The sequence below is a fragment of the Photobacterium sp. WH77 genome, assembly GCF_022014395.1.
Taxonomy (GTDB): Bacteria; Pseudomonadota; Gammaproteobacteria; order Enterobacterales; family Vibrionaceae; genus Photobacterium; species Photobacterium arenosum.
In genome coordinates this window covers 64,399-89,872 of record NZ_JAKLTE010000006.1, presented here as the reverse complement: position 1 = coordinate 89,872, position 25,474 = coordinate 64,399, and the positions used below count along the sequence as shown (strand labels likewise).

21 protein-coding genes and 2 tRNA genes are annotated in these 25,474 nt (G+C 52.4%); 12 read left to right on the top strand and 11 right to left on the bottom strand.

Features of this window, described 5'->3' with window-relative positions:
• The first annotated feature begins 57 nt into the window (after positions 1 to 57).
• From pta to L6J37_RS08340, 4 genes are all read left to right on the top strand, one after another.
• A complete protein-coding gene (pta, locus tag L6J37_RS08355; protein ID WP_192014624.1) occupies positions 58 to 2,211 on the top strand; it encodes a phosphate acetyltransferase in 2,154 nt (717 codons plus the stop codon).
• A gap of 136 nt (positions 2,212 to 2,347) precedes the next feature.
• Positions 2,348 to 3,109 (top strand): sulfite exporter TauE/SafE family protein, encoded by a 762-nt coding sequence (locus L6J37_RS08350; protein ID WP_237794757.1) that lies wholly within the window; start codon positions 2,348 to 2,350, stop codon positions 3,107 to 3,109.
• Positions 3,110 to 3,117: 8 nt separating this feature from the next.
• Positions 3,118 to 3,417, top strand: coding sequence for a SelT/SelW/SelH family protein (locus tag L6J37_RS08345; RefSeq protein ID WP_237794755.1), 300 nt, complete (start codon positions 3,118 to 3,120; stop codon positions 3,415 to 3,417).
• A 119-nt stretch (positions 3,418 to 3,536) separates the two neighbouring features.
• On the top strand, positions 3,537 to 4,460 hold the full coding sequence (locus tag L6J37_RS08340; RefSeq protein WP_218383817.1) for a TIGR01777 family oxidoreductase: 924 nt from the start codon (positions 3,537 to 3,539) through the stop codon (positions 4,458 to 4,460).
• A gap of 15 nt (positions 4,461 to 4,475) precedes the next feature.
• Here the strand turns inward: L6J37_RS08340 and L6J37_RS08335 are convergent, their stop codons facing one another.
• Complete coding sequence (locus L6J37_RS08335) at positions 4,476 to 6,953, bottom strand: ABC transporter permease (protein WP_192014620.1); 2,478 nt, start codon at positions 6,951 to 6,953, stop codon at positions 4,476 to 4,478.
• Positions 6,950 to 7,624 carry an ABC transporter ATP-binding protein gene (locus L6J37_RS08330; protein WP_192014619.1) on the bottom strand — a complete coding sequence of 225 codons (675 nt, stop codon included), beginning with the start codon at positions 7,622 to 7,624 and terminating at the stop codon, positions 6,950 to 6,952. The genes L6J37_RS08335 and L6J37_RS08330 overlap by 4 nt, the downstream gene beginning before the upstream one ends.
• Here L6J37_RS08330 and tesA point away from each other — a divergent pair.
• The 3 genes from tesA (at position 7,623) to L6J37_RS08315 (ending at position 10,353) form a co-directional block, all read left to right on the top strand.
• Entirely contained in the window at positions 7,623 to 8,222 is a 600-nt protein-coding gene (tesA, locus tag L6J37_RS08325; RefSeq protein WP_218383819.1) for a multifunctional acyl-CoA thioesterase I/protease I/lysophospholipase L1, read from the top strand. The genes L6J37_RS08330 and tesA overlap by 2 nt on opposite strands.
• Positions 8,223 to 8,266: 44 nt before the next feature.
• Complete coding sequence (locus tag L6J37_RS08320) at positions 8,267 to 9,094, top strand: SDR family oxidoreductase (RefSeq protein ID WP_237794753.1); 828 nt, start codon at positions 8,267 to 8,269, stop codon at positions 9,092 to 9,094.
• 404 nt (positions 9,095 to 9,498) lie between these two features.
• Entirely contained in the window at positions 9,499 to 10,353 is an 855-nt protein-coding gene (locus L6J37_RS08315; RefSeq protein ID WP_192014616.1) for a co-chaperone YbbN, read from the top strand.
• Between the two features lie 38 nt (positions 10,354 to 10,391).
• Here L6J37_RS08315 and cueR read toward each other — a convergent pair whose 3' ends face one another.
• Positions 10,392 to 10,796 (bottom strand): Cu(I)-responsive transcriptional regulator, encoded by a 405-nt coding sequence (gene cueR, locus L6J37_RS08310; protein WP_237028844.1) that lies wholly within the window; start codon positions 10,794 to 10,796, stop codon positions 10,392 to 10,394.
• Positions 10,797 to 10,971: 175 nt separating this feature from the next.
• Here cueR and L6J37_RS08305 point away from each other — a divergent pair, with 175 nt between their 5' ends.
• Positions 10,972 to 13,689, top strand: a complete 2,718-nt coding sequence (locus L6J37_RS08305; protein ID WP_330872767.1) for a copper-translocating P-type ATPase — start codon at positions 10,972 to 10,974, stop codon at positions 13,687 to 13,689.
• Between the two features lie 35 nt (positions 13,690 to 13,724).
• Here the strand turns inward: L6J37_RS08305 and L6J37_RS21315 are convergent, their stop codons facing one another.
• A complete protein-coding gene (locus L6J37_RS21315; RefSeq protein ID WP_255557874.1) occupies positions 13,725 to 13,859 on the bottom strand; it encodes a hypothetical protein in 135 nt (44 codons plus the stop codon).
• Between L6J37_RS21315 and L6J37_RS08300 the strand changes: the two genes are divergently transcribed.
• Positions 13,858 to 14,757 carry a TraB/GumN family protein gene (locus L6J37_RS08300; protein WP_237794751.1) on the top strand — a complete coding sequence of 300 codons (900 nt, stop codon included), beginning with the start codon at positions 13,858 to 13,860 and terminating at the stop codon, positions 14,755 to 14,757. The two genes, L6J37_RS21315 and L6J37_RS08300, sit on opposite strands and share 2 nt — an antisense overlap.
• Positions 14,758 to 15,453: 696 nt before the next feature.
• On the opposite strand, the gene L6J37_RS08295 is transcribed toward L6J37_RS08300, so the two are convergent.
• Together L6J37_RS08295 and L6J37_RS08290 are read right to left on the bottom strand one after the other, a co-directional pair.
• A tRNA-Pro gene (locus tag L6J37_RS08295) sits at positions 15,454 to 15,530 on the bottom strand.
• 294 nt (positions 15,531 to 15,824) lie between these two features.
• Positions 15,825 to 15,901 (bottom strand) — tRNA-Pro (locus tag L6J37_RS08290).
• Between the two features lie 546 nt (positions 15,902 to 16,447).
• Between L6J37_RS08290 and L6J37_RS08285 the strand changes: the two genes are divergently transcribed.
• Positions 16,448 to 16,588: a DUF3149 domain-containing protein gene (locus L6J37_RS08285; protein ID WP_027253831.1), complete on the top strand. Its 141-nt coding sequence runs from the start codon at positions 16,448 to 16,450 to the stop codon at positions 16,586 to 16,588.
• Positions 16,589 to 16,706: 118 nt separating this feature from the next.
• Positions 16,707 to 17,288, top strand: a complete 582-nt coding sequence (gene smrA / locus L6J37_RS08280; RefSeq protein ID WP_237794750.1) for a DNA endonuclease SmrA — start codon at positions 16,707 to 16,709, stop codon at positions 17,286 to 17,288.
• 36 nt (positions 17,289 to 17,324) lie between these two features.
• Here smrA and L6J37_RS08275 read toward each other — a convergent pair whose 3' ends face one another.
• From L6J37_RS08275 to ushA, 3 genes are all read right to left on the bottom strand, one after another.
• Entirely contained in the window at positions 17,325 to 17,939 is a 615-nt protein-coding gene (locus L6J37_RS08275; protein ID WP_192014612.1) for a LysE family translocator, read from the bottom strand.
• Positions 17,940 to 18,007: 68 nt separating this feature from the next.
• A complete protein-coding gene (ybaK, locus tag L6J37_RS08270; protein ID WP_237794748.1) occupies positions 18,008 to 18,481 on the bottom strand; it encodes a Cys-tRNA(Pro) deacylase in 474 nt (157 codons plus the stop codon).
• Between the two features lie 143 nt (positions 18,482 to 18,624).
• A complete protein-coding gene (gene ushA, locus L6J37_RS08265) occupies positions 18,625 to 20,292 on the bottom strand; it encodes a bifunctional UDP-sugar hydrolase/5'-nucleotidase UshA (RefSeq protein ID WP_269093390.1) in 1,668 nt (555 codons plus the stop codon).
• Between the two features lie 619 nt (positions 20,293 to 20,911).
• Here ushA and L6J37_RS08260 point away from each other — a divergent pair.
• Positions 20,912 to 22,795, top strand: a complete 1,884-nt coding sequence (locus tag L6J37_RS08260; protein WP_237794747.1) for a methyl-accepting chemotaxis protein — start codon at positions 20,912 to 20,914, stop codon at positions 22,793 to 22,795.
• Positions 22,796 to 22,865: 70 nt separating this feature from the next.
• Here L6J37_RS08260 and L6J37_RS08255 read toward each other — a convergent pair whose 3' ends face one another.
• Complete coding sequence (locus tag L6J37_RS08255; protein WP_192014608.1) at positions 22,866 to 24,230, bottom strand: Na+/H+ antiporter NhaC family protein; 1,365 nt, start codon at positions 24,228 to 24,230, stop codon at positions 22,866 to 22,868.
• Between the two features lie 308 nt (positions 24,231 to 24,538).
• Entirely contained in the window at positions 24,539 to 25,471 is a 933-nt protein-coding gene (locus L6J37_RS08250) for a DUF6024 family protein (RefSeq protein ID WP_237794854.1), read from the bottom strand.
• Positions 25,472 to 25,474 lie beyond the last annotated feature (3 nt).

Below are 25,474 nucleotides of genomic sequence, written 5' to 3'. Positions count from 1 at the left end.
CTGTCCGACAGCCTGACCTCCCTTTCTACCGTTTGCTAACAGTTTGAGGAATTGACTGTGTCACGTACCATAATGCTCATTCCGGTCGGTGCCGGAGTCGGCCTGACCAGCGTCAGCCTGGGTGTGCTTCGCGCTATGGAGCGCAAAGGCGTCCGTGTTTCCTTTTTCAAACCTATCGCCCAGCCTCGTCACGGCGGCGATCAGCCGGATCTGACAACGTCGATTATCCGTGCCAACAGCGACATGCAAATTGCTCAGCCGGTGTCCATGGCTGAAGCCGATGAACTGATCCGCAGCGACCAGAGCGACGTGCTGCTGGAAGATATCGTTGCACGCTTTAAAGAAGCCACTGAAGGCGCTGAAGTGGCCCTGATTGAAGGTCTGGTACCCACCCGCAAGCACCCGTTTGCGAACCAGATCAACTACGAAATTGCCAAGACACTGGACGCGGAAATCGTGTTCGTGGTCTCGCCGGGTACAGATAACCCAGCCCAGCTGAAAGAGCGCATTGAAATTGCCTGCTCTAACTTTGGCGGTATTAAGAACAAACACATCTCAGGTGTGATTGTGAACAAACTCAATGCCCCTGTGGATGCTGAAGGCCGTACCCGTCCGGATCTGTCTGAGATTTTCGACGGTTCTGACTCTGTGATGCCCACTCACGTTGAAGTGATGCAAGTGTTCAACTCCAGCCCGATTCGCGTGCTGGGCTGTGCACCCTTCAATGCCGAGCTGATCGCTACCCGTGCAACCGATATTGCGAAGCACCTCAATGCTGACATTATCAACCCGGGTGAAATCGACAGCCGTCGCATTAAGAGCATCACTTTCTGTGCCCGCTCTATCCCTAACATGGTTGAGCACTTCCGTCCGGGTTCACTGCTGGTAACCTCAGCAGACCGTCCTGATGTGGTTGTGGCTGCCTGTCTGGCGGCGATGAACGGTGTGGAAATCGGCGCGTTGCTGCTGACCGGTGGCTATGAACTGCCTGCTACCGTTGAAAAACTGTGCAAGCGTGCTTTCGAAACCGGCCTGCCTGTGATGATTGCCAAAGGGAACACCTGGCAGACCTCTCTGAACCTGCAGAGCTTCAGCCTGGAAGTACCGGCTGACGATAAAGAGCGGGTCGAGATGGTCAACGAGTACATGGCCAGCCACATTGATGGCCAGTGGATCGAATCCCTGAGCGAAGGTTCTGCCCGTGAACGCCGCCTGAGCCCGCCGGCTTTCCGTTACCAACTGACAGAATATGCCCGCCGCGCGGCAAAACGCATCGTGCTGCCTGAAGGTGATGAGCCACGTACAGTAAAAGCGGCTGCTATCTGTGCAGAACGCGGTATTGCTGAATGTGTGCTGCTGGGTAACCCGGCGGAAATCAAACGCGTTGCCGAACAGCAAGGTGTGGTACTGGGTGCCGGTGTTGACATTATCGATCCGGCCTCTGTGCGCGAGCAGTATGTGGCTCGTCTGGTTGAGCTGCGTAAGAACAAAGGCATGACCGAAGTGGTTGCCCGTGAACAGCTGGAAGATACAGTTGTACTGGGTACCATGATGCTGGAACAAAACGAAGTGGACGGTCTGGTCTCGGGTGCGGTACATACCACAGCCAACACCATTCGCCCGCCGCTGCAGCTGATCAAAACCGCGCCAAGTGCGTCACTGGTGTCTTCTGTCTTCTTCATGCTGCTGCCTGATCAGGTTCTGGTATATGGTGACTGTGCCATCAACCCGGATCCGAACGCTGAGCAACTGGCTGAAATCGCCATTCAGTCGGCGGACTCAGCCAAAGCCTTCGGTATTGAACCGCGCGTAGCAATGATCTCTTACTCTACCGGTAACTCGGGCCAGGGTGCAGACGTTGATAAAGTCCGTGAAGCAACACGTATTGCGCAGGAAAAACGTCCTGACCTGATCATCGACGGTCCGCTGCAGTACGACGCCGCCATCATGGAAAACGTGGCAAAATCTAAAGCGCCGGACTCACCGGTTGCCGGTAAAGCAACTGTCTTCGTGTTCCCGGATCTGAACACAGGTAACACCACGTACAAAGCGGTACAGCGTTCTGCCGAGCTGGTGTCTATCGGTCCAATGCTTCAGGGCATGCGCAAGCCGGTGAACGACCTGTCTCGTGGCGCGCTGGTAGACGACATCGTCTATACCATCGCTCTGACCGCGATTCAGGCCAAGCAGGCTGAAGAGCAAAACGCTTAAGTCTCCACTTAATCGAACGAAGAAAATACCCTGGCATCGCCGGGGTATTTTTTTTGCAGCACCCTATTCTCATTGCCAGACTATTCATAATCCGTATGCTGTGAAGTCTGAATAATTAAGGATTGCAGCAAGATACATGGATTGGTTGAATTCTCTCGGACTTTTCATTGGCTCCCTGTTTGCCAACACTTTGGCCTCTTTGTCCGGCGGCGGTGCCGGGTTGATCCAGTTTCCCCTGCTGATTTTTCTGGGCCTGCCCTTTTCCGTGGCGCTGGCTACCCATAAAATTGCCAGCGTCGCGCTGGGGCTGGGTGCAGCCGTCAAACATATCCGATCCGGTAAGCTGAACTGGTCAATGACAGGCTATGTCATTGCATCCGGTACCTTAGGTGTCATCCTGGGCGCCAATGCCATTCTCTTTGTACCGGGCCGAATAGCCGAGTCCGCCCTTGGCATCCTTATCATTGGCCTTGGCGTATACTCCCTGTATCAACCCAGCCTGGGCCAGAGCGAAAATGCACGCCGACGGGATACCAAAGGGCTGATCGCCGGCAGCTTGGGTCTGGCTGGGATTGGAGTGATCAATGGCTCGCTGACCGCAGGCAGCGGTCTGTTTGTGACCTTATTTCTGATACGCTGGTTTGGGTATGACTATAAACAGGCCGTCGCGTTAACCATGATCAGTGTCGGTTTATTCTGGAACGGCACAGGCGCGGTCGCCATGTACGCGGCAGGCGCGGAAATATTCTGGCCCTGGCTGCCGATTCTGATTGCCGGTTCATTGCTGGGGGGCTACCTCGGGGCGCATCTGGCTATCAGGCAGAGCAATAAGCTGATCAAGCGCTGTTTCGAAGCCCTGACGTTTCTGATCGGGGCCAAACTGTTATTCGGAATGTGAGAATTCTTATGTCTGACAATACACCGCAAACGGCCAGCAAAGCCGTGATTGATATTTACTACTGCCGCCAGTGCAACTGGATGCTTCGGGCCAGCTGGATGTGTCAGGAGCTGTTGCATACGTTCAGCGAAGATCTGGACGCCGTCAGCCTGCACCCGGACACAGGTGGCCGGTTTGAAGTCTTCTGCAATAACGTTCGCATCTGGGAACGCAAAACCGATGGCGGTTTTCCTGATGCCAAACAGCTCAAACAAAGGGTCAGGGATATTCTGGATCCCGCTCGTGATCTGGGTCATGTTGATCGCTGATCCTCGTTTTTTGACTGACGTCAAAACCGAAAGCGCTGGAAAAACAGAGAACAGCTCGCCGATTGATTATAATTTAGACAAAACAAGGATAAATTATCAGTCAGACAGGCGGACGAGACATGCATATTCTGATCACCGGCGGAACCGGGTTTATTGGCAAAGCGCTACTTCCTCATCTGAATCATGATCAGGTAACTGTTCTCAGCCGTAACCCCAACCGCGCTTATCAACGTCTGGGCCATCATATTAAAGTCATCACCAGCCTGGATTCACTGGTTAATCTGGATGAATTTGATGTGGTGATCAATCTGGCCGGTGAACCGATTGCTGATAAGCGCTGGACAGAGAAACAGAAAGAAGAGATTTGCCGCAGCCGCTGGCAGCTCACCCGGGATCTGGTGGTCAGATTGCAGGCCGGTGAGAGCCCGCCGCATACCTTCATCAGCGGCTCTGCTGTAGGCTACTACGGCGATCAACAGCACAACGGCTTTGACGAGTCACTCGATGTTAAGCGCGACGATTTTGCCCATACGGTTTGCCGTACCTGGGAGGAGCGGGCACTGGCGGCGCAGTCAGACAAAACCCGCGTGTGTGTGCTTCGCACCGGCATTGTACTGGGCAAAGGCGGCGGGGCGCTGGCAAAACTGGTCCCGCTGTACAAAATGGGCCTGGGTGGCCCGATTGGCAATGGACAGCAGTATTTCCCGTGGATTCATCTGCAGGACATGGTGAAAGGCATACTGTTTCTGATCAAGCAAACTAATGCTCAGGGCCCCTATAACCTCACGGCCCCCAAACCTGTGACCAATAAAGAGTTCAGCCAGACACTGGCCAGAGTGCTGCATCGTCCGCATGTGATGAGCACACCGGAATGGTTGTTGCGCCTCGGTATGGGAGAATCGGCCCAGATGCTGCTCGACAGCCAGCGTGCTCTGCCGGCTAAGCTGGAAGCCCATGGTTTCCATTTCTGCTACCCGGAGCTGGAAGGTGCGCTGAAAAGTGCCCTGAGCGATCAGGAAAGCCGGGTTACCCGTGTAGAGTAACCCGGCCCAACCGCGCTATCGGCCCAAAGGACGCAGCAGTTGCTTCATCATGGTACTGATGATCAGCAGGATCAGCACGATTGAGAGTAGCGGTAATACCAGCCACAACCCCGGATGCCAGCTGACAGGCAGCTCAAATCCCCATTTGATCAAAGAAGCCACCAGTGCTTCAGCCCCGAGTACGGCGATCACCCCCGCCAGTACCGCCATCAGGCCATATTCGCTCCAGATGGTGGCACGGATCCGGCTTCGGCTGGCGCCTAAGGTGCGGTAGAGCTTAATTTCCTGCTGCCGCTGTGACAGGCTCAGGCGTAACAAAGTCAGCACCAGTAACAAGCCGCTGCACACCCCCAGAAAAGCCAGCACAGACAATGACAAGGACACTTGCTGTAGTATGGCCTGAATACGGGTTGCCATGGTTCTCAAGTCCAGCAAGGTGACTGTCGGATAGTCTCGGCCGAGCTTGTTCACCAACTCACTCTGCTCTGCCGCCACTCTGAAACTGACCAGCCAGGTGGCAGGCAAATCAGCCATGACATCCGGTGTGAAGATGAAGTAGAAATTAGGCCGCATGTTGCGCCATTCCACCTCCCGCAGACTGGTAACTGTTGCACTGAACACCTGACTGTTCACGTTAAAGCCCAGGGTATCACCCAGTTTTATCCCCAGCCGTTCTGCCACACCGGTTTCTACCGACACACCGCCGGGGGCATTGCTCCATTCGCCAGCCACTAAGGTGTTGTGTACTGGCATGGAATCTCGCCAGGTAAAATTCAGTTCGCGGCGCAAGGATTCATCCCCTTCCTGACGCTCATCACTCTCACTGCCGTTTTCAGCGCCTTCAGCCCTTGGATTCTGGCCGTTTATGGTTACCAGCCGGCCGCGCACTATAGGATAACTGTCGGAACGCATTAAGCCGCTCTCATCCAGCACATTGAGATAGGCCGGATGCTGAACCGGGCTGATATTAAGCGCAAACACATTGGGGGCATCCGGCGGCAATGTCTGCTGCCAGTCCGCCAGCAAATCGGTACGCAGCAGCCAGATAACCGCCAGCAGCATCAGCGAGCTGGTCAGGGCGGCCAACTGGGCACCGCTTGCCAGCGGACTGCGACCGATACGACTCAGAGCCAGTGTCATCGCCGGTCCCCACTGACGACGACGCAACCCGGCCACCAGCAATAATCCCATGCCCGCCAGCAGCACCAGCAACACAAACAAACCAGCCAGGGTCAGCCACATCATAGGGTTATTACCGACCCAGAGTAATAGTGCAACAACAGGCAGCAAAATCAGCAGGTAACGTTTCTTAGAACTGGTGTCCGCCGTCTGGCGCTGCATCACAGCCAGAGCCGGTGCATCCAGCAAGCGCCACAGTGCGATCCCGATGCCCGGTACCGATACCAGGATCGCCACCAGCAGGCTGACCAGCCAGGGCATGGCTCCCATCTCGGGCAGCGGCTGCGGTAACACATCAGTAAGCGGCAGACGTAACAGCCACTCCAGAAAAAGCCCCAGCGCCAGGCCCGCCGAGGCGGCAATGGCAAACAACAGCCCCAGCTGCCTCGCCAGCCACCGCCACAAGAAGGCTTTACCGGCACCGAGGCTTTTCATCATGGCCACGGTTTCCGTCCGGCTGGAGGTGTAGTGCATACAGGTCAGCACCAGAGTGGCCGTGGCCATCATGATCACCAGTATCAGGGTCAGCGAAAGGTACTGCTGCACCCGCTCGATCATCTCGCCGGTCCGGCCTTGGGTGGTTTCACTGATCCAGCGCTGATCCGGTGTCAGCTGTGATTGCTCCCTGAGTTGCTTTAACTGGGTCTCAGTACCATTAAAATAAGCCCGGTAACGTACCCGGCTGCCGGGCTGGATAGCCTCAGTGGCGGCCAGATCGGCTTCATGCATCAACACGGCCGGCATCTGACTGAAAGGGTTAAACGACAGTTCAGGTTCCTGCACTATGGTGCCGGCCACTGTCAGCTCAGCGTTGCCAATGGCCACCTGATCACCATTGCTGACATTAAGCAGAGAGAATAACCGCTCAGACAGCCATAACTCACCCGGATTGACCTGTTGCTGGGTCCGGCGGGTGCCCTGCAGCACCAGCTCTCCCCGCAATGGAAAATCACTGGAGACAGATTTCACGCTAACCAGCTGCATGGCATTATCGCTGAACGCCATGGTGCCAAACCGCGTTTGCTCTGTGACCGTCAGCCCCAGACGCTCCGCTTCCCTGACAAGGTTATCAGGCACAGGATTGGCCGATCTTAATACCAGATCAGCGGCTATCATGCTGCGCCCCTGGTTAATCATGATCTTCTCAACCCGTACCACCAGCGAGGCCAGTGCAAACACACAGGCAATGATCAAAGTCAGTGCCACCGCAACGGGCCACAACTGCCCTTGCCACAGTTCACGCCAGCTCCATTTCAGCAACAGGGAATGGCCCTTTGGCCTGACAGGACTCTGGCTTTCACTCATCTCTGTCATGCCGCCTCCACCCGTCCGCCATGAATACGCACTACCCGATCACAACGTTCTGCCAGTTGCGGGTCGTGCGTTACCAGCACCAGGGTAGTGCCGTGATCCCGGTTGAGCGCAAACAGTAAATCTATGATGGTCGCAGCGGTTTGCTGATCCAGATTGCCCGTCGGTTCATCGGCAAACAGCACCTGTGGGGCGGTCATGAATGCTCTGGCAAGTGCCACACGCTGCTGCTCACCGCCCGATAACTGGGAAGGAAGATGCTCTTCGCGCCCCTGCAGTCCGACCTGGCGCAACAACTCTGCTGCCCGCTCGCTATCACCGGTTTCCCCTTTGATAATGGCCGGTAATGTCACATTCTCCAGCGCCGTCAGCGACGGGATCAGCAAAAAACTCTGGAACACAAACCCAACGGCCTGGCTGCGCAACGCGGCACGGGACTCATCGTCCATGTGGGACAAAACTTGCCCCAGCAACTCAATTTCGCCGCTGCTGGGTACGTCCAGCCCGGCCAGCAAGGTCATCAGTGTCGATTTACCCGCCCCGGAAACCCCAACCAAAGCAATGCTTTCACCCTGCTCGACCTCAAGCGAAACATCCTGCAGAATGGTGAGAGTCGTGGTGGCCGTTGTCACCTGTTTAGTTACTGATTGCGCTTTTATCACGGATGTAGACATGATGCGGATCCTTGCACTGTTATTACTTGTTATGACCCCACTCAGCAGTGTTGCCGCCACCTTAATGGTGCTTGGCGACAGCCTGAGTGCAGGATATCAGATGCGTGCCGAACAAAGCTGGCCCCGCCTGATGGAACCCATGCTTAACGGCAACGGGCTGAAAATTGACGTCATTAATGCCAGTATATCGGGCGACACCACAGGAAATGGTCTTGCCCGTCTGCCTAAGCTATTGAAACAGCATGCTCCAGATTACGTCATAATTGAACTGGGTGCGAATGATGGTCTGCGCGGATTTCCACCGGCGACCATAGAGAATAACCTCAAAGCCATTATTGACCTTATTAAGGATAGCGGCGGTGAGCCGATGTTGATGCAAATCCGCATCCCGCCCAACTACGGCAAGCGCTATACCAGCCAGTTTGAAGCTATCTATCCCAGACTCAGCACAGACTACGCTTTGCCTCTGCTTCCCTTCTTTTTGGAGCAAGTCATTCTGCGTGACGGCTGGATGATGGATGATGGCCTGCACCCCAAAGCCGATGCCCAGCCCTGGATCGCTGAATTCATGACAAACACTATCACACCTTTTTTGTAACCAGATTTTACGGGCGCGATGATGCCCGGATTTAAGGACTATCAATGAGCACTGCCATTCTTATTACCGGCTGCAGCAGCGGTATCGGTTACCACTGTGCCAGATCGCTTCATCAGGCTGGCTATCTAGTGGTGGCCAGCTGCCGGCACGATGACGATGTCGCACGCCTGCGTGACGAAGGCCTTCACTGCGTGAGGCTCGATCTCGCCGACAACCAGTCTATTGAACAAGGACTGGCAGAAGCACTGAGTATCACTGAAGGTAAACTCGATGTGCTGTTTAACAACGGCGCCTACGGCCAGCCCGGCGCCCTTGAAGATCTCCCCACCGATGCCCTTCGCGAGCAGTTCGAAACCAACCTGTTTGGCTGGCACTCGCTCACTAAAGCTGTGATTCCTGTCATGCTGGCTCAGGGAGGCGGCAAAATCGTGCAAAACAGCTCTGTACTCGGTCTTGTTGCCATGAAGTACCGCGGCGCCTATAACGCCAGTAAATTTGCGCTGGAAGGATACACAGATACACTGCGGCTGGAGCTGGCTAACACCCCGATTAAAGTCAGCCTGATAGAGCCAGGGCCAATTGAAAGTCAGTTCCGGGCCAATGCCAAGCGTCAGTTTGAATCCCATATTGATATGACGGCATCACGGCACAAAGAGAGTTATCAGAACACACTGAACAGACTGGGCAAGCCCTCCCCGTCCAATAAGTTCACACTGACCCCGGAGGCCGTACTCAAACCGCTGATGCACATTATCAACAGTGATCGGCCATCAGCCCGGTACTATGTCACCCAGCCGACCTATATCTTTGGCTTTCTGCGCAGAGTGTTGCCCGTTCGCTGGCTCGATCATCTGCTGGGAAAAAGCGATTAACTGGCACTCATAATGGGCAAACTTTGATCTTGATCCGAGAGTCAAAACCTCAGCGGAAAAATGCGCTTTTTTTAGCCAGCTGTCATGATTGTGTCATCTGAGCACTCTAGGCTTCAGGGTAAGTTGGTCCTTACCTGCTGAAGGGGTAAACCAGCGATCCCCCTAAATAAACGTGCTACATTTTTCGGAGAGATCGGCATGACATTACGCCAGATAAATGCGCTCTGTCTTTGTGTCGCTATTGCTCTGCTTCTGACCTTCCATCTGTAACGGAGAGCCCTGCTCTCCGTTTTTTTCTCTTAGACCCGTTACCAGCCGCGTTTTTCTGTCTTTTCTCTTGATTTTCCAGCCAATCAGCCCAACATCTTGAACATCACTCTTAAACGATCACGGAAACGCCCGGTATGAATGACAAATTAGCAATTGAACTGAATGAAACCAATCTGCATCAGGTGATAGAGCAGTCAATGCAACAGCTGGTCGTGATCAGCTTCTGGGCTCCATCCATGCCAGAAACAGCAGAAGTCAACACCCTGCTTGAGCGTCTGGCGGCCCAGTATGCTGGCCAGTTTGTGGTGGCAACGCTCAATTGTGAAGAACAGCAGATGGTGGCAGCCCAGTTTGGTGTGCGCAGTCTTCCGACCGTCGCCATTTTCAGCAATGGTCAGCCGGTTGACGGCGCGGCAGGTCCGCAAACCGAAGACAGCCTGCGTCAGATGCTGAGTAAGCATTTACCCAGCCAGGAAGAAATGCAGCTGGAACAGGCCATTCAATTAGTCAGCCAGCAAGCCTTCAACGAAGCACTGCCCATTCTGCGCGAACTGGCAGGCAGCCTGCCGGGTAACAGCCAGGTGTTGCTTGCCACCGCCGAATGCCTGCTGGAAACGGCACAGTTTGACGAAGCGGAAACCCTGCTTGGGCAGATTCCGATGCAGGATCAGGACGGTTATTACAAAGGGCTGGTTGCAAAGCTGGAGCTCCACCGCCAAGCCAGCGATTCTCCGGAGATCCGCCAGTTAGAAGAGAAACTGGCCACCGATCCGGGCAACGGACAGCTCGCTTATGAGCTTGCGGTGCAGTACAGCCAGGTCAATCGTCATCAGGAATCTCTGGATATCCTGCTGAATCTGCTGCGTAAAGATCTGAACTTCGCCGACGGTAATGCCAAGAAAACCATGATGGATATCCTGGCCTCACTCGGTCAGGGCAATGCCCTTGCCAGTCAGTATCGTCGCCAGCTTTATTCTCTGCTGTACTGATCTCATCCACGCCGCAGGCAATCCCACTTTGCCTGCGGTTATCTTGCCGCAGCCTCCCCTATGGTCAGGGCATCTATGATCGGACAACCCGGCTGGTTGTTACCCGGACACTGACTGATCAGGCTCTGAAGGCTTTGTTTCATTGCCAGTAATTCCTGGATCTGATGATCAATCTCAGCCAGTTTGTGCTCAGCTTTTTCTTTTACGTCAGCACTTTTTCTGTCCGGATCCCGCGACAAGGCCAGCAGCTCACGACTTTCATCCAGACTGAATCCGACCAGCCGCGATCGTTTTATCATCAACAGTTCGTTCACCTGCTTTTGGCTGTAACGGCGATAGCCATTCTCACCCCGCTGCGGCTCACTAATCATGCCCTTGCTTTCATAAAATCGTATGGTTTTGTTAGTCAGGCCCGTCTGTTTTGCCACTTCGCTGATATTCATCATTACCTCGTTAAAATACCGCTTGACCTTCCATTAACTGGAAGCTTTAGGGTTAGCATATCTCATAACTGTGGTGTAGAGGAAGCCCATGGATAATTCAAATCACGCCGCCACCCCAGCCAGCCATTCCGCTGCCAACATGGATATCAGGCTGCCACTTGGCAAGGTTCGCTGTATGAACTGCGTCGGAAAAATTAAACAGGCACTGAGCAAGCTTGATGGTATCGAATCTCTGGACATTAATACCCAGCAAGCCCATATCACAGGGCAGGTCGATCTGAATGAAGTGATTGCCACTATCGAAAGCCTTGGCTACCAAGGGGGTTACCACCATGACTTGCCGCTGTCGGGTCTGTCGTGTGGCAAGTGTGTCAGCAAGCTGGAGGCCATATTCACAAACGAGCCGGAAATCACGCAGTTTGAAGTCAGCAAAACCCGGGCAAAGGTGCAGGGCTCACTGACCGAATCCGCGCTGATAGCCCTGATTGAATCTGCAGGCTATCAGGTACCGGCTGAAGCTGGTGCGGTTGAAACGAATGCGGCAGAAGCTGTCTTGCACGACGCAACTGCACCTGAACAAGCGAAAACGGAGCAACCCGAGCCGTCACCATCAGCCGATGCTGAAACCGCGCCATCATCCGATAACAGCCACTACTTTTTACTTTCAGGCATGACCTGCGCCAGTTGTGTGTCCTCAGTTGAAAAAGCCATTCAGGGCGTGGCAGCGGTTACGGCTGTCAGTGTCAACCTGGCCGAACGGACAGCGCTGGTTCAAGGGGATATCAGTCCTGAATCTGTGATCCAAGCTGTGTCTGATGCCGGGTATGGTGCAGAGCTCAGTGAAGATGAAGCGACAAGACGTGAGCGCCAGCAAGCCCAGAATACAGCAACTTACAAACAGCATCTGCTCAATGCCGGGCTGGCATTAGTGCTGGGTGTGCCCCTCATGGCCTGGGGCGTATTCGGTGGCAGTATGATGATAGAGTCGGCCACCAGCCAGTGGGCTTGGGGCATCATAGGTGTGCTGACGCTGGCGTTGCTCATTTACTGTGGCGGCCACTTTTTCCGCGATGCCTGGAAAGCTTTTTTACATCACAGAGCCAGTATGGATACCCTGGTCGCTCTGGGGACAGGTGCTGCCTGGTTTTATTCCATGTTTGTGGTGCTCAAGCCAGACTGGTTCCCGGCACAAGCCAGGCATGTCTATTTTGAAGCGTCAGCCATGATTCTGGGGCTGATCACACTGGGCCATGCACTTGAAGCCAAAGCGCGCGGTCGCACTTCACGGGCACTGGAAAAACTGATCGATCTGCAGCCGCAGACCGCCATTCTGGTGGATCAGCAAGGCGAGCGTGAAGTCCCTCTGGCTGAAGTTCAGTCGGGTATGGTGCTGCGTTTACGTCCGGGTGCCAAAGTGCCTGTCGATGGCGTGATTGAGCAAGGTGAGAGCTATCTTGACGAATCCATGCTGACCGGTGAACCCGTCCCGGCCCACAAGAAGCCGGGAGACAAACTCCATGCCGGTACCATTAACCAAAGCGGCAGCCTGCTGTTTAAAGCGGTGCAGGTCGGTAATCAAACCCTGCTGGCCCGGATCATAGGTCTGGTTCGTCAGGCGCAGAGCAGCAAGCCTGAGCTGGCGAAAATGGCGGATACCATTTCTGCCATTTTTGTTCCGGCCGTGATGATCATTGCCATTGTTACCGCCACTCTCTGGTATTACTTTGGCCCGGATCCCGTCTCGATTTACATGCTGATCACCGCAACAACTGTACTCATCATTGCCTGCCCCTGTGCACTTGGACTGGCGACCCCCATGTCGGTGACAGTCGGTCTTGGCCGCGCTGCGGAATACGGCATCCTTATCCGTCATGCCGATGCGATGCAACTGGCCGCCAACATAGATACAGTGGTGCTGGACAAAACCGGTACGCTGACCGAAGGCAAGCCTGTGCTCACACACAACCATTATTATGGTGATCACACTGAACACGCTGTGCTGACTCTGGCGGCCAGCCTCGAACGGGGTGCAGAGCACCCGCTGGCAAAAGCTATCGTCTCGGCGGCACAGGAAAAAGGACTGTCTTTGCAATCAGCCCGAGATTTTAACGCTCAGGCTGGCTATGGCGTCAGCGGCGAGGTTAACGGACAGCGTGTTCTGCTGGGCAACCGTGCGCTGATGGAAAAAGAAAATATCGACATTTCTGCCCATCAAAACGATGCCCACTCGCTGGCCGATGCAGGTGCAACGGCTATTTTCATTGCCGTAGACGGAGCACTGGCCGCACTGTTAGGCATCAGTGATCCGCTGCGCTCAGACTCTAAAGCGGCAGTAGAGAGACTTCAGGCGAAAGGGATCGAGGTGATCATGCTGACCGGTGACACCGAACGAACAGCCAAAGCGATCGCTCGTCAGGCGGGGATTGACCGCGTCATTGCCGGTGTCCTGCCCGATGGAAAATCCGAGCAGGTGGCGCAATTACAGCAGTCCGGGAAACACGTAGCCATGGTCGGGGACGGCATTAATGACGCTCCTGCACTGGCTAAGGCAGAAATTGGTATTGCCATGGGCAGCGGCAGCGATGTCGCCATTGAAAGCGCGCAATTAACCCTGGTGCGCCATTCTCTGCACGGCGTCGCCGATGCACTTGAGCTCTCATCAGCGACGTTACGTAACATGAAGCAAAACTTGTTCGGTGCCTTTGTGTATAACACATTAGGGATTCCGCTGGCCGCCGGTATCCTGTTCCCTTTCACCGGCAGCCTGCTCAGCCCTGTGATAGCCGGAGCGGCAATGGCGCTCTCGTCCATCACTGTGGTCAGCAATGCCAACAGACTGAGACTTTTCCGCCCTGGTAGTCAGGACAACGCTCAATTGAAGAAGGAGGCCTGATATGATGGCAATACTTGCTGCACTGACCATTGGCTTTATTGTCTGGTGGTTCTGGCTGCATCCAAAAAAATAATCACTTTTGAGCGGCTGCTTTCTACAGCCGCTTTTTCTTGCCAGCCCACACCAGATTCCATAGGCTGTATGCATCCTACCGCCAATGGAAACAGCATGTTCAAATCCTTGCTCACCAAAGCCGGTATCCTGCTGACAATCTTCAGTTCAGGTGCCTCTGCAGAACCTCAGGTCTGGCTGGCCAAAGACAACCAGCGACAGTTTGTGCTGATGGGATCTATCCATGTCGGCAGCGATGCACTCTACCCGCTGCCTGATGCCTTTAACCGTTACTGGCCTCAAGCGGATGGTCTGATTTTAGAAGCCAATATCCAAAAACAATTCAGTATGCCGGCCATCGACGAGGCTCACTTTACCCGTAAACTGCTGCCGCCATCTGATATCCGGACACTCAGAGAGCTTGCCGCTCAGCTCAAACTGTCTCCTTTCAGCCTGCTTGAAAGCCCTCCCTGGCTCACCGCCATGCATCTGCAAATGGCCCAGTCACTAGCGCTTGGCCTCACTCCGGACAAAGGGATTGATCAGGTGGTGTTTAACCGGGCACTAAAAGAGAATCTGCCCATTTTCGAGCTGGAAGGGATAGAAGCGCAGTTCCGCCTGCTGTCTTCACTGCCTGATCACGGATTAAACCTGCTGCAAACGACGCTCAACGAATGGCCTCTGCTGGAAGAAGAAATGACATGCCTGCTCACCGCCTGGCAGCAGGGCAATAATGCCGTACTGACAGAGCTCAGCCAGCAAGTTGCCCTGTCTGAAGAGACCGAACAGCACTTGCTGATACAGCGTAATTACAACTGGGCTAAACAGCTCACCATCTCCCCTCAGTACCAAAAAGGGACTTTTCTGGTGGTAGTCGGCGCTTACCACATGATGGGCGAGGAGGGGCTACCGGCATTGCTGCAAAAGCAGGGATTCACAGTTCAGCAAATCAACAGCGCGCAACCAGCTACCTGCCAATCTGGTATCACAAAAAAAACCTCTGGCAATCTGCCATGAGTCGCCTGGTCTAATTCTTTCCTCGCCAAGGGGAGGGAATATCCTTGGTTTCAGCAAGCTCTGTACGATCCCTCCCCCTTTTCAAGGGGGAGGCTAGGTGGGGTTACTGGGCACAAAAGCCAAATCATGCACATATAAAAAAGCCCGCTCACTGAGCGGGCTTCCGTAATGTGGTCGGTGAAGAGGGATTGAACGCGGCGGGCTTCCGTGCCCGACCCGACAGGACTAAAACTGCCGCTCTCTTGACAATTAAAAGTCAATAGACACGAAAAAAGCCCGCTCATCGAGCGGGCTTCCGTAATGTGGTCGGTGAAGAGGGATTCAACGCGGCGGGCTTCCGTGCCCGACCCGACGGGACTAAAACTGCCGCTCTCTTGACAATTAAAAGTCAATAGACACAAAAAAGCCCGCTCATTGAGCGGACTTCCGTAATGTGGTCGGTGAAGAGGGATTGAACGCGGCGGGCTTCCGTGCCCGACCCGACAGGACTAAAACTGCCGCTCTCTTGACAATTAAAAGTCAATAGACACAAAAAAGCCCGCTCATCGAGCGGGCTTCCGTAATGTGGTCGATGAAGAGGGATTCAACGCGGCGGGCTTCCGCACCCGACCCGACGGGACTAAAACTGCCGCTCTCTTGACAATTAAAAGTCAATAGACACAAAAAAGCCCGCTCATTGAGCGGACTTCCGTAATGTGGTCGGTGAAGAGGGATTCGAACCCCCGACCCTCTGGTCCCAAACCAGATGCGCTACCAAACTGCGCTATTCACCGATAATTCTGTTTCGCTTTGAGACTTGCTCCAGAGGGTCCCTCTGGTCCGCTATTCTCAAAAGCCGGAGATGCGCTACCAAACTGCGCTATTCACCGAAATTTGTTCAGATTGACTACAGTCTTAAAAACGAGATTTGCTTCTTTTGAAAGTATAACTCTTGTTATCTGAGTTACTCAAACCGCGTCTTAAAATAGTGGTCGGTGAAGAGGGATTCATCGCGACGGGCTTCCGCACCCGACCCGTGTCGCCGTCTTACCAACCAATAAGCCTGACGAATCAGACTTTGGAAATAGTGGTCGGTGAAGAGGGATTCGAACCCCCGACCCTCTGGTCCCAAACCAGATGCGCTACCAAACTGCGCTATTCACCGATAATTCTGTTTCGCTTTGAGACTTGATCCAGAGGGTCTCTCTGGTCCGCTATTCTCAAAAGCCGGAGATGCGCTATCAAACTGCGCTATTCACCGATAATTCTGTTTTCGCTTTGAGACTTGCTCCAGAGGGTCCCTCTGGTCCGCTATTCTCAAAAGCCGGAGATGCGCTACCAAACTGCGCTATTCACCGATAATTCTTTCTATTGCTTTGAGACTTACTCCAGAGGGTTCCTCTGGTCCGCTATTCTCAAAAGCCGGAGATGCGCTATCAAACTGCGCTATTCACCGACAAAAACGAAACGCTGATGCGATTCGAGGTGGCCTATAATACTGGCTAATTTACTGAACGCAAGAGGATGGACAGAAAATTTCCTTTCCTTGCTGCTACTTGCTTAGGAATGCACCAGTTAACACAGAATTTTGCTGAGATCCGCAAAAAAACACACCAATAGTGATGATTCGAGTATGAATTGATCCAGATCATCAGCTCGTTCGCCAAGGTCCATTAAGCTTGAATTCAGTTTCCCAGGCAGAGGACATCACATGGATTTTTGGCTAGATTTACTCTTTGGTAATCCGGTTGGCCTATCATCAATGATAGTGATTTTCGGTGCATTGGGGCTAATGCTCTTCTATGGTGGTTATTTTGTCTATAAAGCTATGAATGCAAAGCCACAAGATTAGCCGTTCCGTTATCTCCAATCTTCTTTGAATCCTGAGAACTCTGACAGGCTCGGGATTCTTTTTTTTCTTGCCTAGCCACGTATAATCTTCCCTACCGTCCGCAGTAGAAAAACACACCATGTCCGATCAAGATGAACTGGACCTGTTCCGAGAAATGATGGCCGATGTGGCCCCGCTGGAGCAGGATAAAGTGCCCCCGGAAAAGAAGCATCAGATTACTGACACCCAGCTCGCCCGACAAGCCGCAGCGCAGAGCCTGACTGACAGTGACCCGGAATATTTATCGCTAGATTATGTCACTATGGTCAAGCCGGATGACATGCTGGATTACAAACGTGACGGGGTTCAGGATGGCGTCATCCGCAAGTTAAGACTGGGCAAGTACGATATTCAGGCCAGGCTTGATCTGCACCGCAAAACGCTCAGGGAAGCCAGAGATGACGTGTTGCACTTTCTCAAGCAATGTCAGCGAATGGATATTCGTACCGTGCTGATCGTTCACGGTAAAGGTGAACGTTCAACGCCTCCGGCTTTAATGAAGAGCTATGCCGCGACCTGGCTGACTCAAATCAGCGATGTGATGGGCTATCATTCAGCGTTACGACAACATGGCGGAAACGGAGCCTTGTATGTCATGCTAAAGAAAAGCCCTGAACGTAAACTGGAAAACCGGGAGCGGCATCAGAAGCGTCAAAGCTGACATTAATATTAACATTAGCAACGGGTGGCAGTGTGCCTATCCCTGCCACACCACTCTGAGTGCCAGCATAATCAGCACCACGCCGGACAAACGATCGATCAACTGGGCGCGCGTTTTCAGCGTTTCCAGCACCGCTGGCCGGGACAGAACCAGAGCAATCAGAGTGTACCAGAGGCCATCCACCAATAATGGTGTAGCGACAATAATCACTTTATCGCTCATAGCACTCCCAACGGCCACAAACTGGCTGAACAAGGCGAGAAAAAACAGCGCGAGTTTGGGATTCAGCACAGAGATCATCAATCCGTCCCGGGCTGCACTAGCCATGCTTGCAGATTCGCCTGCTGCCAGTTTTGCCGCCACTCCCCCTTTCGAACGCAGAGCATTGATCCCCAAATACGCCAGGTAAGCCGCTCCTGAATAGGTCATGACCTGAAAGAGTGCTGGCGACTGTTTGAGGACAACAGCCAGCCCGAGCAGCGTCAGTAACGCATACACGCCAACGCCAAATGCATGGGCCCAGGAGGTGACAATACCATGTAAGCGCCCGCCCGCCAGACTGTGTTTAGCCACAACCGCTAAACTGGGTCCGGGCGACATTGCCCCCAACATACAAATCATCAGTAATGAAAGCCAGATACTGAACGTCATCCTTGTCTCCTGCGGCCAATACTCAGCCTGTCGTAAATTAAATAAGTGGTTATAAGTGGCTGGAATAATTAGCGGGCTAACGCCGCCAGTTGACCATTGGTCAGTTGCAAAAGATCCTTGGGCGCCAGTTCTATTTCCAATCCTCGCCGACCCGCACTGACACAGATAGTGTCATAGTCCTTGGCCGAGTCATCAAGAAAAGTGGGCAAGCGTTTTTTCTGGCCTAAGGGACTGATCCCGCCAACAATATATCCCGTTGTTTTTTCAGCTATGACCGGATCGGCCATTTCGGCTTTTTTGGCCCCTGCGGCTTTTGCCGCCGATTTCAGATCCAGCATACCCGCCACCGGGACTATAGCCACCGCCAGTTGCCTGGGATCGCCATTGCAGGAAAACAGCAGGGTTTTAAACACCCGGGCCGGATCCTGTCCCAGCACCTCTGCCGCTTCCAGGCCGAAATTGGTATTGTTCGGATCATGCAGATACTGATGGACTTTATGGGCAATTTTGTGCTTTTTCGCGAGATTTATAGCGGGTGTCATCCTGTCCTCCGGCATAATTATCGTTACCCACTATAGCTAACAGGTATCTTCCCGCCAAGCCAGTTTCGGCACAGGCAGCAATAAAAAAGCTCACCTGCCAGAACAAGTGAGCTTTAGTCTTCAGCACAGAATCTCAGTACCGATTAACGGTACACAATCTCGCCGTTAGGATCGAACGCATGAACATTAATCGGGCTGCTGTCTTCCAGGTAGTCTTTCAGCACTTCTGCATCAACAAATCCGGTATTCACGTAACCGGAATGATCAACCAGTTTAGGGTATCCATCGCCACCGGCGGCATTAAAACTGGGCACAGTAAACCGGTAGGTGTTGCCTGGTACCAAAGCTTTGCCACCAATCTTAACATTGCTGACTTTACCGTCCCGGATATCCATAGTGACACCATAGAACTGCGCATATGCCCCCGAGTCGACTGGCTTAGTCGCAACAGAACCCAGGTAGTCCAGCACTTCGGCCCCTGTCATATCGGTATAGGTCACCATATTGCCAAATGGCTGTACTTTCAGCACATCTTTATAAGTAATATCACCGGCAGGAATAGAGTCACGGACGCCGCCTGAGTTCATGACCGCAAAATCAGCTTTGGCACGCTGCATGTGAGAGGCGGCAATTAAACGTCCCAGATTGGTCTGCTGAAAACGCACTACGCTCCGGTCACCTTCCAGTTTGCCGTTTGACTGGGCAATCTTGATATTGAGTTTTGCTTGTCCGCGCTCCTGGTATGGCGTTAAGAAAGCTTTCACCGTGGCATCCTGAGGGATCTCCTGCTCAATAAAGACTTTCTCTGACTGGCCGTCAGCCAGCTTGATTTTCTTCTTCAGGTTAACCGGGATCAGATCGTAGCTGACCATATTCAGCTCACCGTTTCTGAACTCAAAATCCGCCCGGCCCACATACTTGCCCCACTCGTGCGCCTGCACAATCCAGGTGCCATTCTGCTGATCCGGTTTGCAATCGTCACTCGGTTTGAAAGATGGGTTCGCCACATTCGGCCCTTCCATACAGACAGGTTCCTGAGAGTGACCACCGACGATCAAGTCCAGATCGCCCGGTTCAAGATAACGCGCCAGGGCAACATCACCCGGCGCATTGACACCATGCTTACCATTGGCATAGTGGCCCATGTGGGTAGCCGCAATAATGAGATCCGGCTTTTCCGTTGCTTTCAGCTCGGCGATGACAGCTTTAGCTTCGGCTTTTGGATCGCGAAATTCAATGCCGCCAATGTATTCCGGGTTACCGATTTTCGCGGTATCTTCTGTCGTCAGACCGATAACGGCAATTTTGATCCCCTGCTGCTCGAAAATCTGGTACGGCTGGAACAAACGCTTGCCTGTCGCCTTGTCATAAATGTTGGCTGACAGCATAGGGAAGTTTGCCCATCCTTCCTGTTTGCGCAGCACATCGAGCGGGTTATCGAATTCATGGTTACCCACAGCCATCGCATCATAGCCAAGCATGTTCATGCCTTTAAAATCGGGCTCCGCATCCTGCAGATCCGACTCAGGCACGCCTGTGTTGATATCGCCACCAGACAGTAACAGGCTGGTGCCGCCTTCTTCTGTCACGGTTTCTCTCAGGTCATCCAGCAAGGTCTTGCGGGCAGCCATACCGTATTCACCGTCACGGTTGTGCCAGAAACGGCCATGATGATCATTGGTATGAAGAATTGTCAGCTTGTAGGTCTGGTCTGATTGCCAGGTGTCGGCTTGTTCCTGGCTCGCACAGCCAGCCAATACCATTAGCAATCCCGCTGACAAGGCAGTGCGGGTAAACATTTTATTTTTCATTTCATCACCTTACACAGTCAACTCTCATGGCTCACCTCCTTTCCTTGGCGGTGGTTGTGGCCAAAAACAGTGCTCAGTGTAAAGTAATCAAATGCCAGGTGGCAGGCGATTTCACCATAGTGTTAATTGGATCACTATGCAATCGATATCATTTTTATTTTTGAATGGCATACACCAGGTTCATATCAGAAAACGCGACTTTCAGTATCTGACCCAAACACTGGAATCGAGATAACATACAGAACCCGGCATCATGACGTTACAGGATTGCTGATAAATACCTCCTATCTAAGGAAACATGCCCACCTCTCCAAAAAACACAAGCTTCCATACATCATGCCCCTAAATAAAACGAAAATGTTTGAACCGCTTTTTATTCACCAAACAGGCCATCAACCAAGATAATTAATCACATATTTATCATTTAAGCTTTCCCGGCAAACTTTTAACCCAAAAAAACGGTAATATTAGTTACACCTAATATTTAAGTTTATGGATATGGCCGTCGTTTAAAGATATTGAATTCAAATGTTGTTTCCCTGCCCCATCTTTCACATTTATATGCAACATAATGAAAGATCATGGTGATCAGATTCTGTTCCATCCATTGAGACCACTCATGAAACTAACCCTAAAACAAAAACTCATAGCCGCTAGCTTATCTGCCGTTGTTGTTATGGCTACCGCTCTGACCTGGCTGGCTGCAAGCCAACTTCATGAACAAACCCAAAACAGCATTTTTGACCGGGCTGACAGCCTGAGCAAAACAGCAACCAAAGGGATCAGCGACTGGATTAATATTCGACGTGATATTACCAGTGCCGTCAAACCTTATGTAACCGTTGCAGAACCTGTCCCTTACCTGCAACAGGCCCGGGATGCCGGCAGCTTTGATTTAACCTACTTCGGTACGCCAGCCGGAGACATGGTTCGTTCTAATCCGGAGCGCAACCGCGCTGGCTATGATCCCCGCGTCCGCCCTTGGTACACGGATGCTCAAAAAGCAGATCAACCGATCATTACCACGGCCTATCTGGATGCGATTACCAATGCGCCTATGGTGACACTGGCTGAGCCTGTGAAGCAAAATGGGCAGTTGGTTGCTGTCATCGGCTCTGATGTCCTGATTGATCAGATGATTTCAGATGTGATCAGCATGGATGCCGGTGATAATGCTTATGCAATGCTGCTCAATACTCAGGACAACACATTTTTAGCACACCCAAACAAAACGCTACTGCTTAAATCCATCAACAAATACGATTCGGCATTAAGCATGAGCATCATTCATCAAGCGGTCAGCACCCGAACCCTTGTCAATGAAACCATCAAAGGGAAGGAGAAGCTGCTCTACTTTACCGAAGTCCCTGGTACACCGTGGATTTTAGGTCTGGAACTGGACAAAGCGACGGAAGAAGCCAGCCAGAGCGAGCTGCTGACCCGGCTGATCCTTGCTTCAATCGTGATTACGCTGGCTGTGCTGGCGGCTGTGGCCTGGCTGGTCGGTTACCTGTTTCGTGATCTGGGCCGGGTGTCTGAAGCACTGGCTGAAATTGCGACGGGTGAAGGCGATCTGACCCAGCGTCTGGAGCCGCGCAGCGATGATGAAGTCGGCCTGCTGGCCCATAATTTCAACCGTTTTGTCGGCAACATGCACGGCATGGTAATGCGCCTGCGGGATGTTTCTCAGTCACTGAACTCTCAGGCACATCAGACGGCTTCTCAGGCGGAAGAGCGCAGCACCCGCATTCGCCACCAGCAGGATGAAATCAACATGGTTGCGACCGCCATAAACGAAATGGCTGCAGCCACACAGGAAATCGCCGGCAATGCTGATAATACGGCCAAAACATCGGCAGAGACCGTTGAGGCTGCACAGCATGGTGCCGAGCAAGTCGATCAGAGTCAGAGTTCAACTACCAGCCTGGCCAGCGAAGTAGAAACGGCAACAGAGGTCATTAGTGAACTGAATCATCACTCGCAGAGCATCACCACGATTCTGTCAACCATTCAAAACATCGCTGAACAAACAAACCTGCTGGCACTGAATGCCGCGATTGAAGCCGCCCGTGCCGGCGAACAAGGTCGTGGTTTTGCTGTGGTTGCCGATGAAGTGCGCGTGCTGAGCCAGCGTACACATGCCTCGACACAGGAAATTCAGCAAATGATTGAAACTCTGCAAAAAACAACAGGCAGTGCCGTCGGTATTATGAGTGACAGTCGCCGTCTGGCGGAAACCAGTGTGGATGACGCTAATTCCGCTTCAGCCAGCCTGGCACAGATAATTTCTGCGATTACCAATATCAGTGATATGGCAACACAGATTGCATCGGCTGCGGAAGAGCAATCCTCTGTGACATCAGAAATCACCCGGAATACTGAAAGTATCCGGGACGTTTCTAACGATCTGGCTCAGGAAGCGAGTGTCGCAGCACAGCAGGCCGCGCAGTTGTCTGAACTGTCGCATGAGCTACAACAGGAAATCAGCCGCTTTAAGCTGTAGTCTGCGACTCAGTTGCTTTCCAAAAAAACACCCCGAATCGGGGTGTTTTTATTTGAGGATACGCCTGCGTTTAGGCGGTTACGGCCTGGCGCTGCTGATGCTTCACAAACACTGCGATCAGCGCACTGGCAGCCAGAAAGAAACAATAATAGGAATGGCTGACAACCGCTAATGGCGACAGCCCAAAGACAGAACCCAGCAACAGCGCCTGCGCACCATAAGGCAGCACACCCTGAATAACGCATGAGAATATATCCAGCAAGCTGGCAGAGCGACGTGGCGTCACTGCATTTTGTTCTGCCAGTTCACGGGCAACGCCGCCTGCGACGATAATAGCCACAGTGTTGTTGGCCGTGCAGACATTGGTCAGGCTGACCAGCCCCGCAATGCCCATTTCGCTCGCTCTTTGCGACTGATCACCGCCTGATTTTTTACTGAAACCGCCGATCAGTTTACTGACTAACAGCGTCAGAAATGCCAGCCCTCCCTGACGACGCATCAGTTCGCTCATACCGCCAATCAGCAGAGATAACAGGAAGATTTCCTGCATGTTGCCAAACCCGGTATAGATATCTTTGCTCCAGCTCGCCAGACTGTAATCAGACACTGACAATAAACCCACACCGCCAGCCAGAATAATGCCCAGGCTCAGTACAACAAAAACATTAACGCCGGACACAGCAAGTACCAGAATCGTGATATAGGGCAAGACCTTGAGCCATTCTATGCTGGTGACAGTCGGTGCTTCAGACGGTGAGGAGTGGAAAAGAAACAGCAAGATGGCCGCCAGCGCCGCTGGCAGCGCAATCGCGATGTTCTCGCGGAACTTATCGCGCATCGCACAGCCCTGAGAGCGGGTTGCGGCGATAGTGGTATCAGAGATAATCGACAAATTATCGCCGAACATGGCACCACTGAGCACCACACCGGCTGTTAGAGCGATATCCAGATCGGCCGTATCTGCAATACCCAACGCCACAGGTGCCACCGCTGCAATCGTGCCCATAGAGGTTCCCATTGCCGTGGCAATAAAGGCCGCGATGACAAAAATACCCGGCAATATCAGGCTGGGTGGCAATAAAGACAAACCGAGATTGACGGTAGCATCAACCCCACCCGTTGCTTTCGCCACTGCCGCAAACGCACCGGCCAGCAGATAAATCATACACATGGCTATGATATCGCTGTGACCCACACCACGCATGAAATCTTCAATGGTTTTATTGAGCGCCTCTTTGCTCAACACAATAGCAATCAGTATTGCAGGCAAAGCCGCAACAGGGGCCGGTAACTGATAGAAGGCAAAATCAACACCCTGCCAGGTCAGGTAGCTGCCTACACCAATAAAGAGAGACAGAAAAACAGCCAAAGGCAGCAGTGCCAGAGCAGAAGGAGACGGTGAGTCTGAAAGTGTGTGTGGTTTGGCGTGCGACATTATCTCTACAGGGTATTGTTCCGAATTGGTCGCATAGCCTAAAACTTACATCCAAACGTGTCAACATCCAGACGTCTAAACATCTATATGCAATTAATAGTCAGAATGTTTATCCTGACCCCTGTCACCTGTGCCTTGCCCGTCTAGCTAGCATTCTCGTCCTATGCCTTACATTCATTAATCCACTGATAACAATCAGCAATAAATCAAGATGAGCAAACAGACTGAGCTTTGGTCTGCGATGAGATAGCCAATCACCGCTATGGAAAAGGTGTCGGCTGCATCAGGCCTGCCCCAGATAATGTCCTTTACTTAACATGGTTATCCTCATCGAGGATTAACCTGAGTGACTGATAAAACAACTCAGAAAAATCAACACTGTGATGTCTGTCATCCGTCATGTGGTTGACTGAAATACGAAGGCGATCGGTGTTTTTTATCGGCTGACATGAAAAAAATGCAGCCAGCTTCTGCCTTAATACTGCCGACTGGCACTCAATCACGACCATGTGGCTGTTATCGGAAGAAATCACTGTTACACCGTTCAGATTGAGCAGGGCCTGGATTCTGGGTGAGATATGGATAAAAGCCTTATTGAAACATTGCGGCGGAGCGGAGGACAGCCGCTTTTCCAGCGCGATTAAATCCAGCAATGAACGAGCCCCTGAGCTGGCTGTTTCCAGCGTACTGCTGAGAACCTGATTTAACGGATGGGAACGTTTAATACCTATCAAAGCAATACCAATATGTAACCCGGCATGCTTATGAAGAGGTGCAAAGAAGACATCAGAGTGTTTAATAAGATCGCTATGGTGCACGGTAGCAAATGTCTGCGCACCATCTACTGCCAGTATTGAATGACCATTCAACTGACTTAAATCCAGAAGATTGCCTGTCACTGGCGACAGATGCGTCACCAGCTGTATCTCAGGACACTCACTGCTCGTATTCATTTCAGAGAACAATTGAAATAAATGACGGTATTGCGGATAGTGCTGCTCACCCTTAGTATCAATATTGATCCCAAGATTATTTAACTGGCAAGCAAATAAAAAATTGACCAGACACTCCGTTGTATTGGTAAACATGAATACATCATGTTCAGGGCAATATATGTTTTTCAGTTTTTCCTTAACATTCAATTTCAGTTGGTAATACGTTTTATAGTATGCTTTTCCTTTCAGATCCGCTCCAAACGATTTGACGAGATCCGGGTGTACTGACGAGGAGTCTGACAACATGAT

Coding starts and splice junctions, on each gene's coding strand:
- L6J37_RS08285 (WP_027253831.1), top strand. CDS start 16,448: ATGGATTTTTGGCTAGATTTACTCTTTGGTAATCCGGTTGGCCTATCA.
- L6J37_RS08275 (WP_192014612.1), bottom strand. CDS start 17,939: ATGACGTTCAGTATCTGGCTTTCATTACTGATGATTTGTATGTTGGGG.
- L6J37_RS08335 (WP_192014620.1), bottom strand. CDS start 6,953: ATGACAGAGATGAGTGAAAGCCAGAGTCCTGTCAGGCCAAAGGGCCAT.
- tesA (WP_218383819.1), top strand. CDS start 7,623: ATGATGCGGATCCTTGCACTGTTATTACTTGTTATGACCCCACTCAGC.
- ushA (WP_269093390.1), bottom strand. CDS start 20,292: ATGAAAAATAAAATGTTTACCCGCACTGCCTTGTCAGCGGGATTGCTA.
- L6J37_RS08345 (WP_237794755.1), top strand. CDS start 3,118: ATGTCTGACAATACACCGCAAACGGCCAGCAAAGCCGTGATTGATATT.
- smrA (WP_237794750.1), top strand. CDS start 16,707: ATGTCCGATCAAGATGAACTGGACCTGTTCCGAGAAATGATGGCCGAT.
- L6J37_RS08260 (WP_237794747.1), top strand. CDS start 20,912: ATGAAACTAACCCTAAAACAAAAACTCATAGCCGCTAGCTTATCTGCC.
- L6J37_RS08250 (WP_237794854.1), bottom strand. CDS start 25,471: ATGTTGTCAGACTCCTCGTCAGTACACCCGGATCTCGTCAAATCGTTT.
- L6J37_RS08255 (WP_192014608.1), bottom strand. CDS start 24,230: ATGTCGCACGCCAAACCACACACACTTTCAGACTCACCGTCTCCTTCT.
- L6J37_RS08340 (WP_218383817.1), top strand. CDS start 3,537: ATGCATATTCTGATCACCGGCGGAACCGGGTTTATTGGCAAAGCGCTA.
- L6J37_RS08305 (WP_330872767.1), top strand. CDS start 10,972: ATGAACTGCGTCGGAAAAATTAAACAGGCACTGAGCAAGCTTGATGGT.
- cueR (WP_237028844.1), bottom strand. CDS start 10,796: ATGAATATCAGCGAAGTGGCAAAACAGACGGGCCTGACTAACAAAACC.
- L6J37_RS21315 (WP_255557874.1), bottom strand. CDS start 13,859: ATGCTGTTTCCATTGGCGGTAGGATGCATACAGCCTATGGAATCTGGT.
- ybaK (WP_237794748.1), bottom strand. CDS start 18,481: ATGACACCCGCTATAAATCTCGCGAAAAAGCACAAAATTGCCCATAAA.
- L6J37_RS08350 (WP_237794757.1), top strand. CDS start 2,348: ATGGATTGGTTGAATTCTCTCGGACTTTTCATTGGCTCCCTGTTTGCC.
- L6J37_RS08330 (WP_192014619.1), bottom strand. CDS start 7,624: ATGTCTACATCCGTGATAAAAGCGCAATCAGTAACTAAACAGGTGACA.
- L6J37_RS08320 (WP_237794753.1), top strand. CDS start 8,267: ATGAGCACTGCCATTCTTATTACCGGCTGCAGCAGCGGTATCGGTTAC.
- L6J37_RS08300 (WP_237794751.1), top strand. CDS start 13,858: ATGTTCAAATCCTTGCTCACCAAAGCCGGTATCCTGCTGACAATCTTC.
- L6J37_RS08315 (WP_192014616.1), top strand. CDS start 9,499: ATGAATGACAAATTAGCAATTGAACTGAATGAAACCAATCTGCATCAG.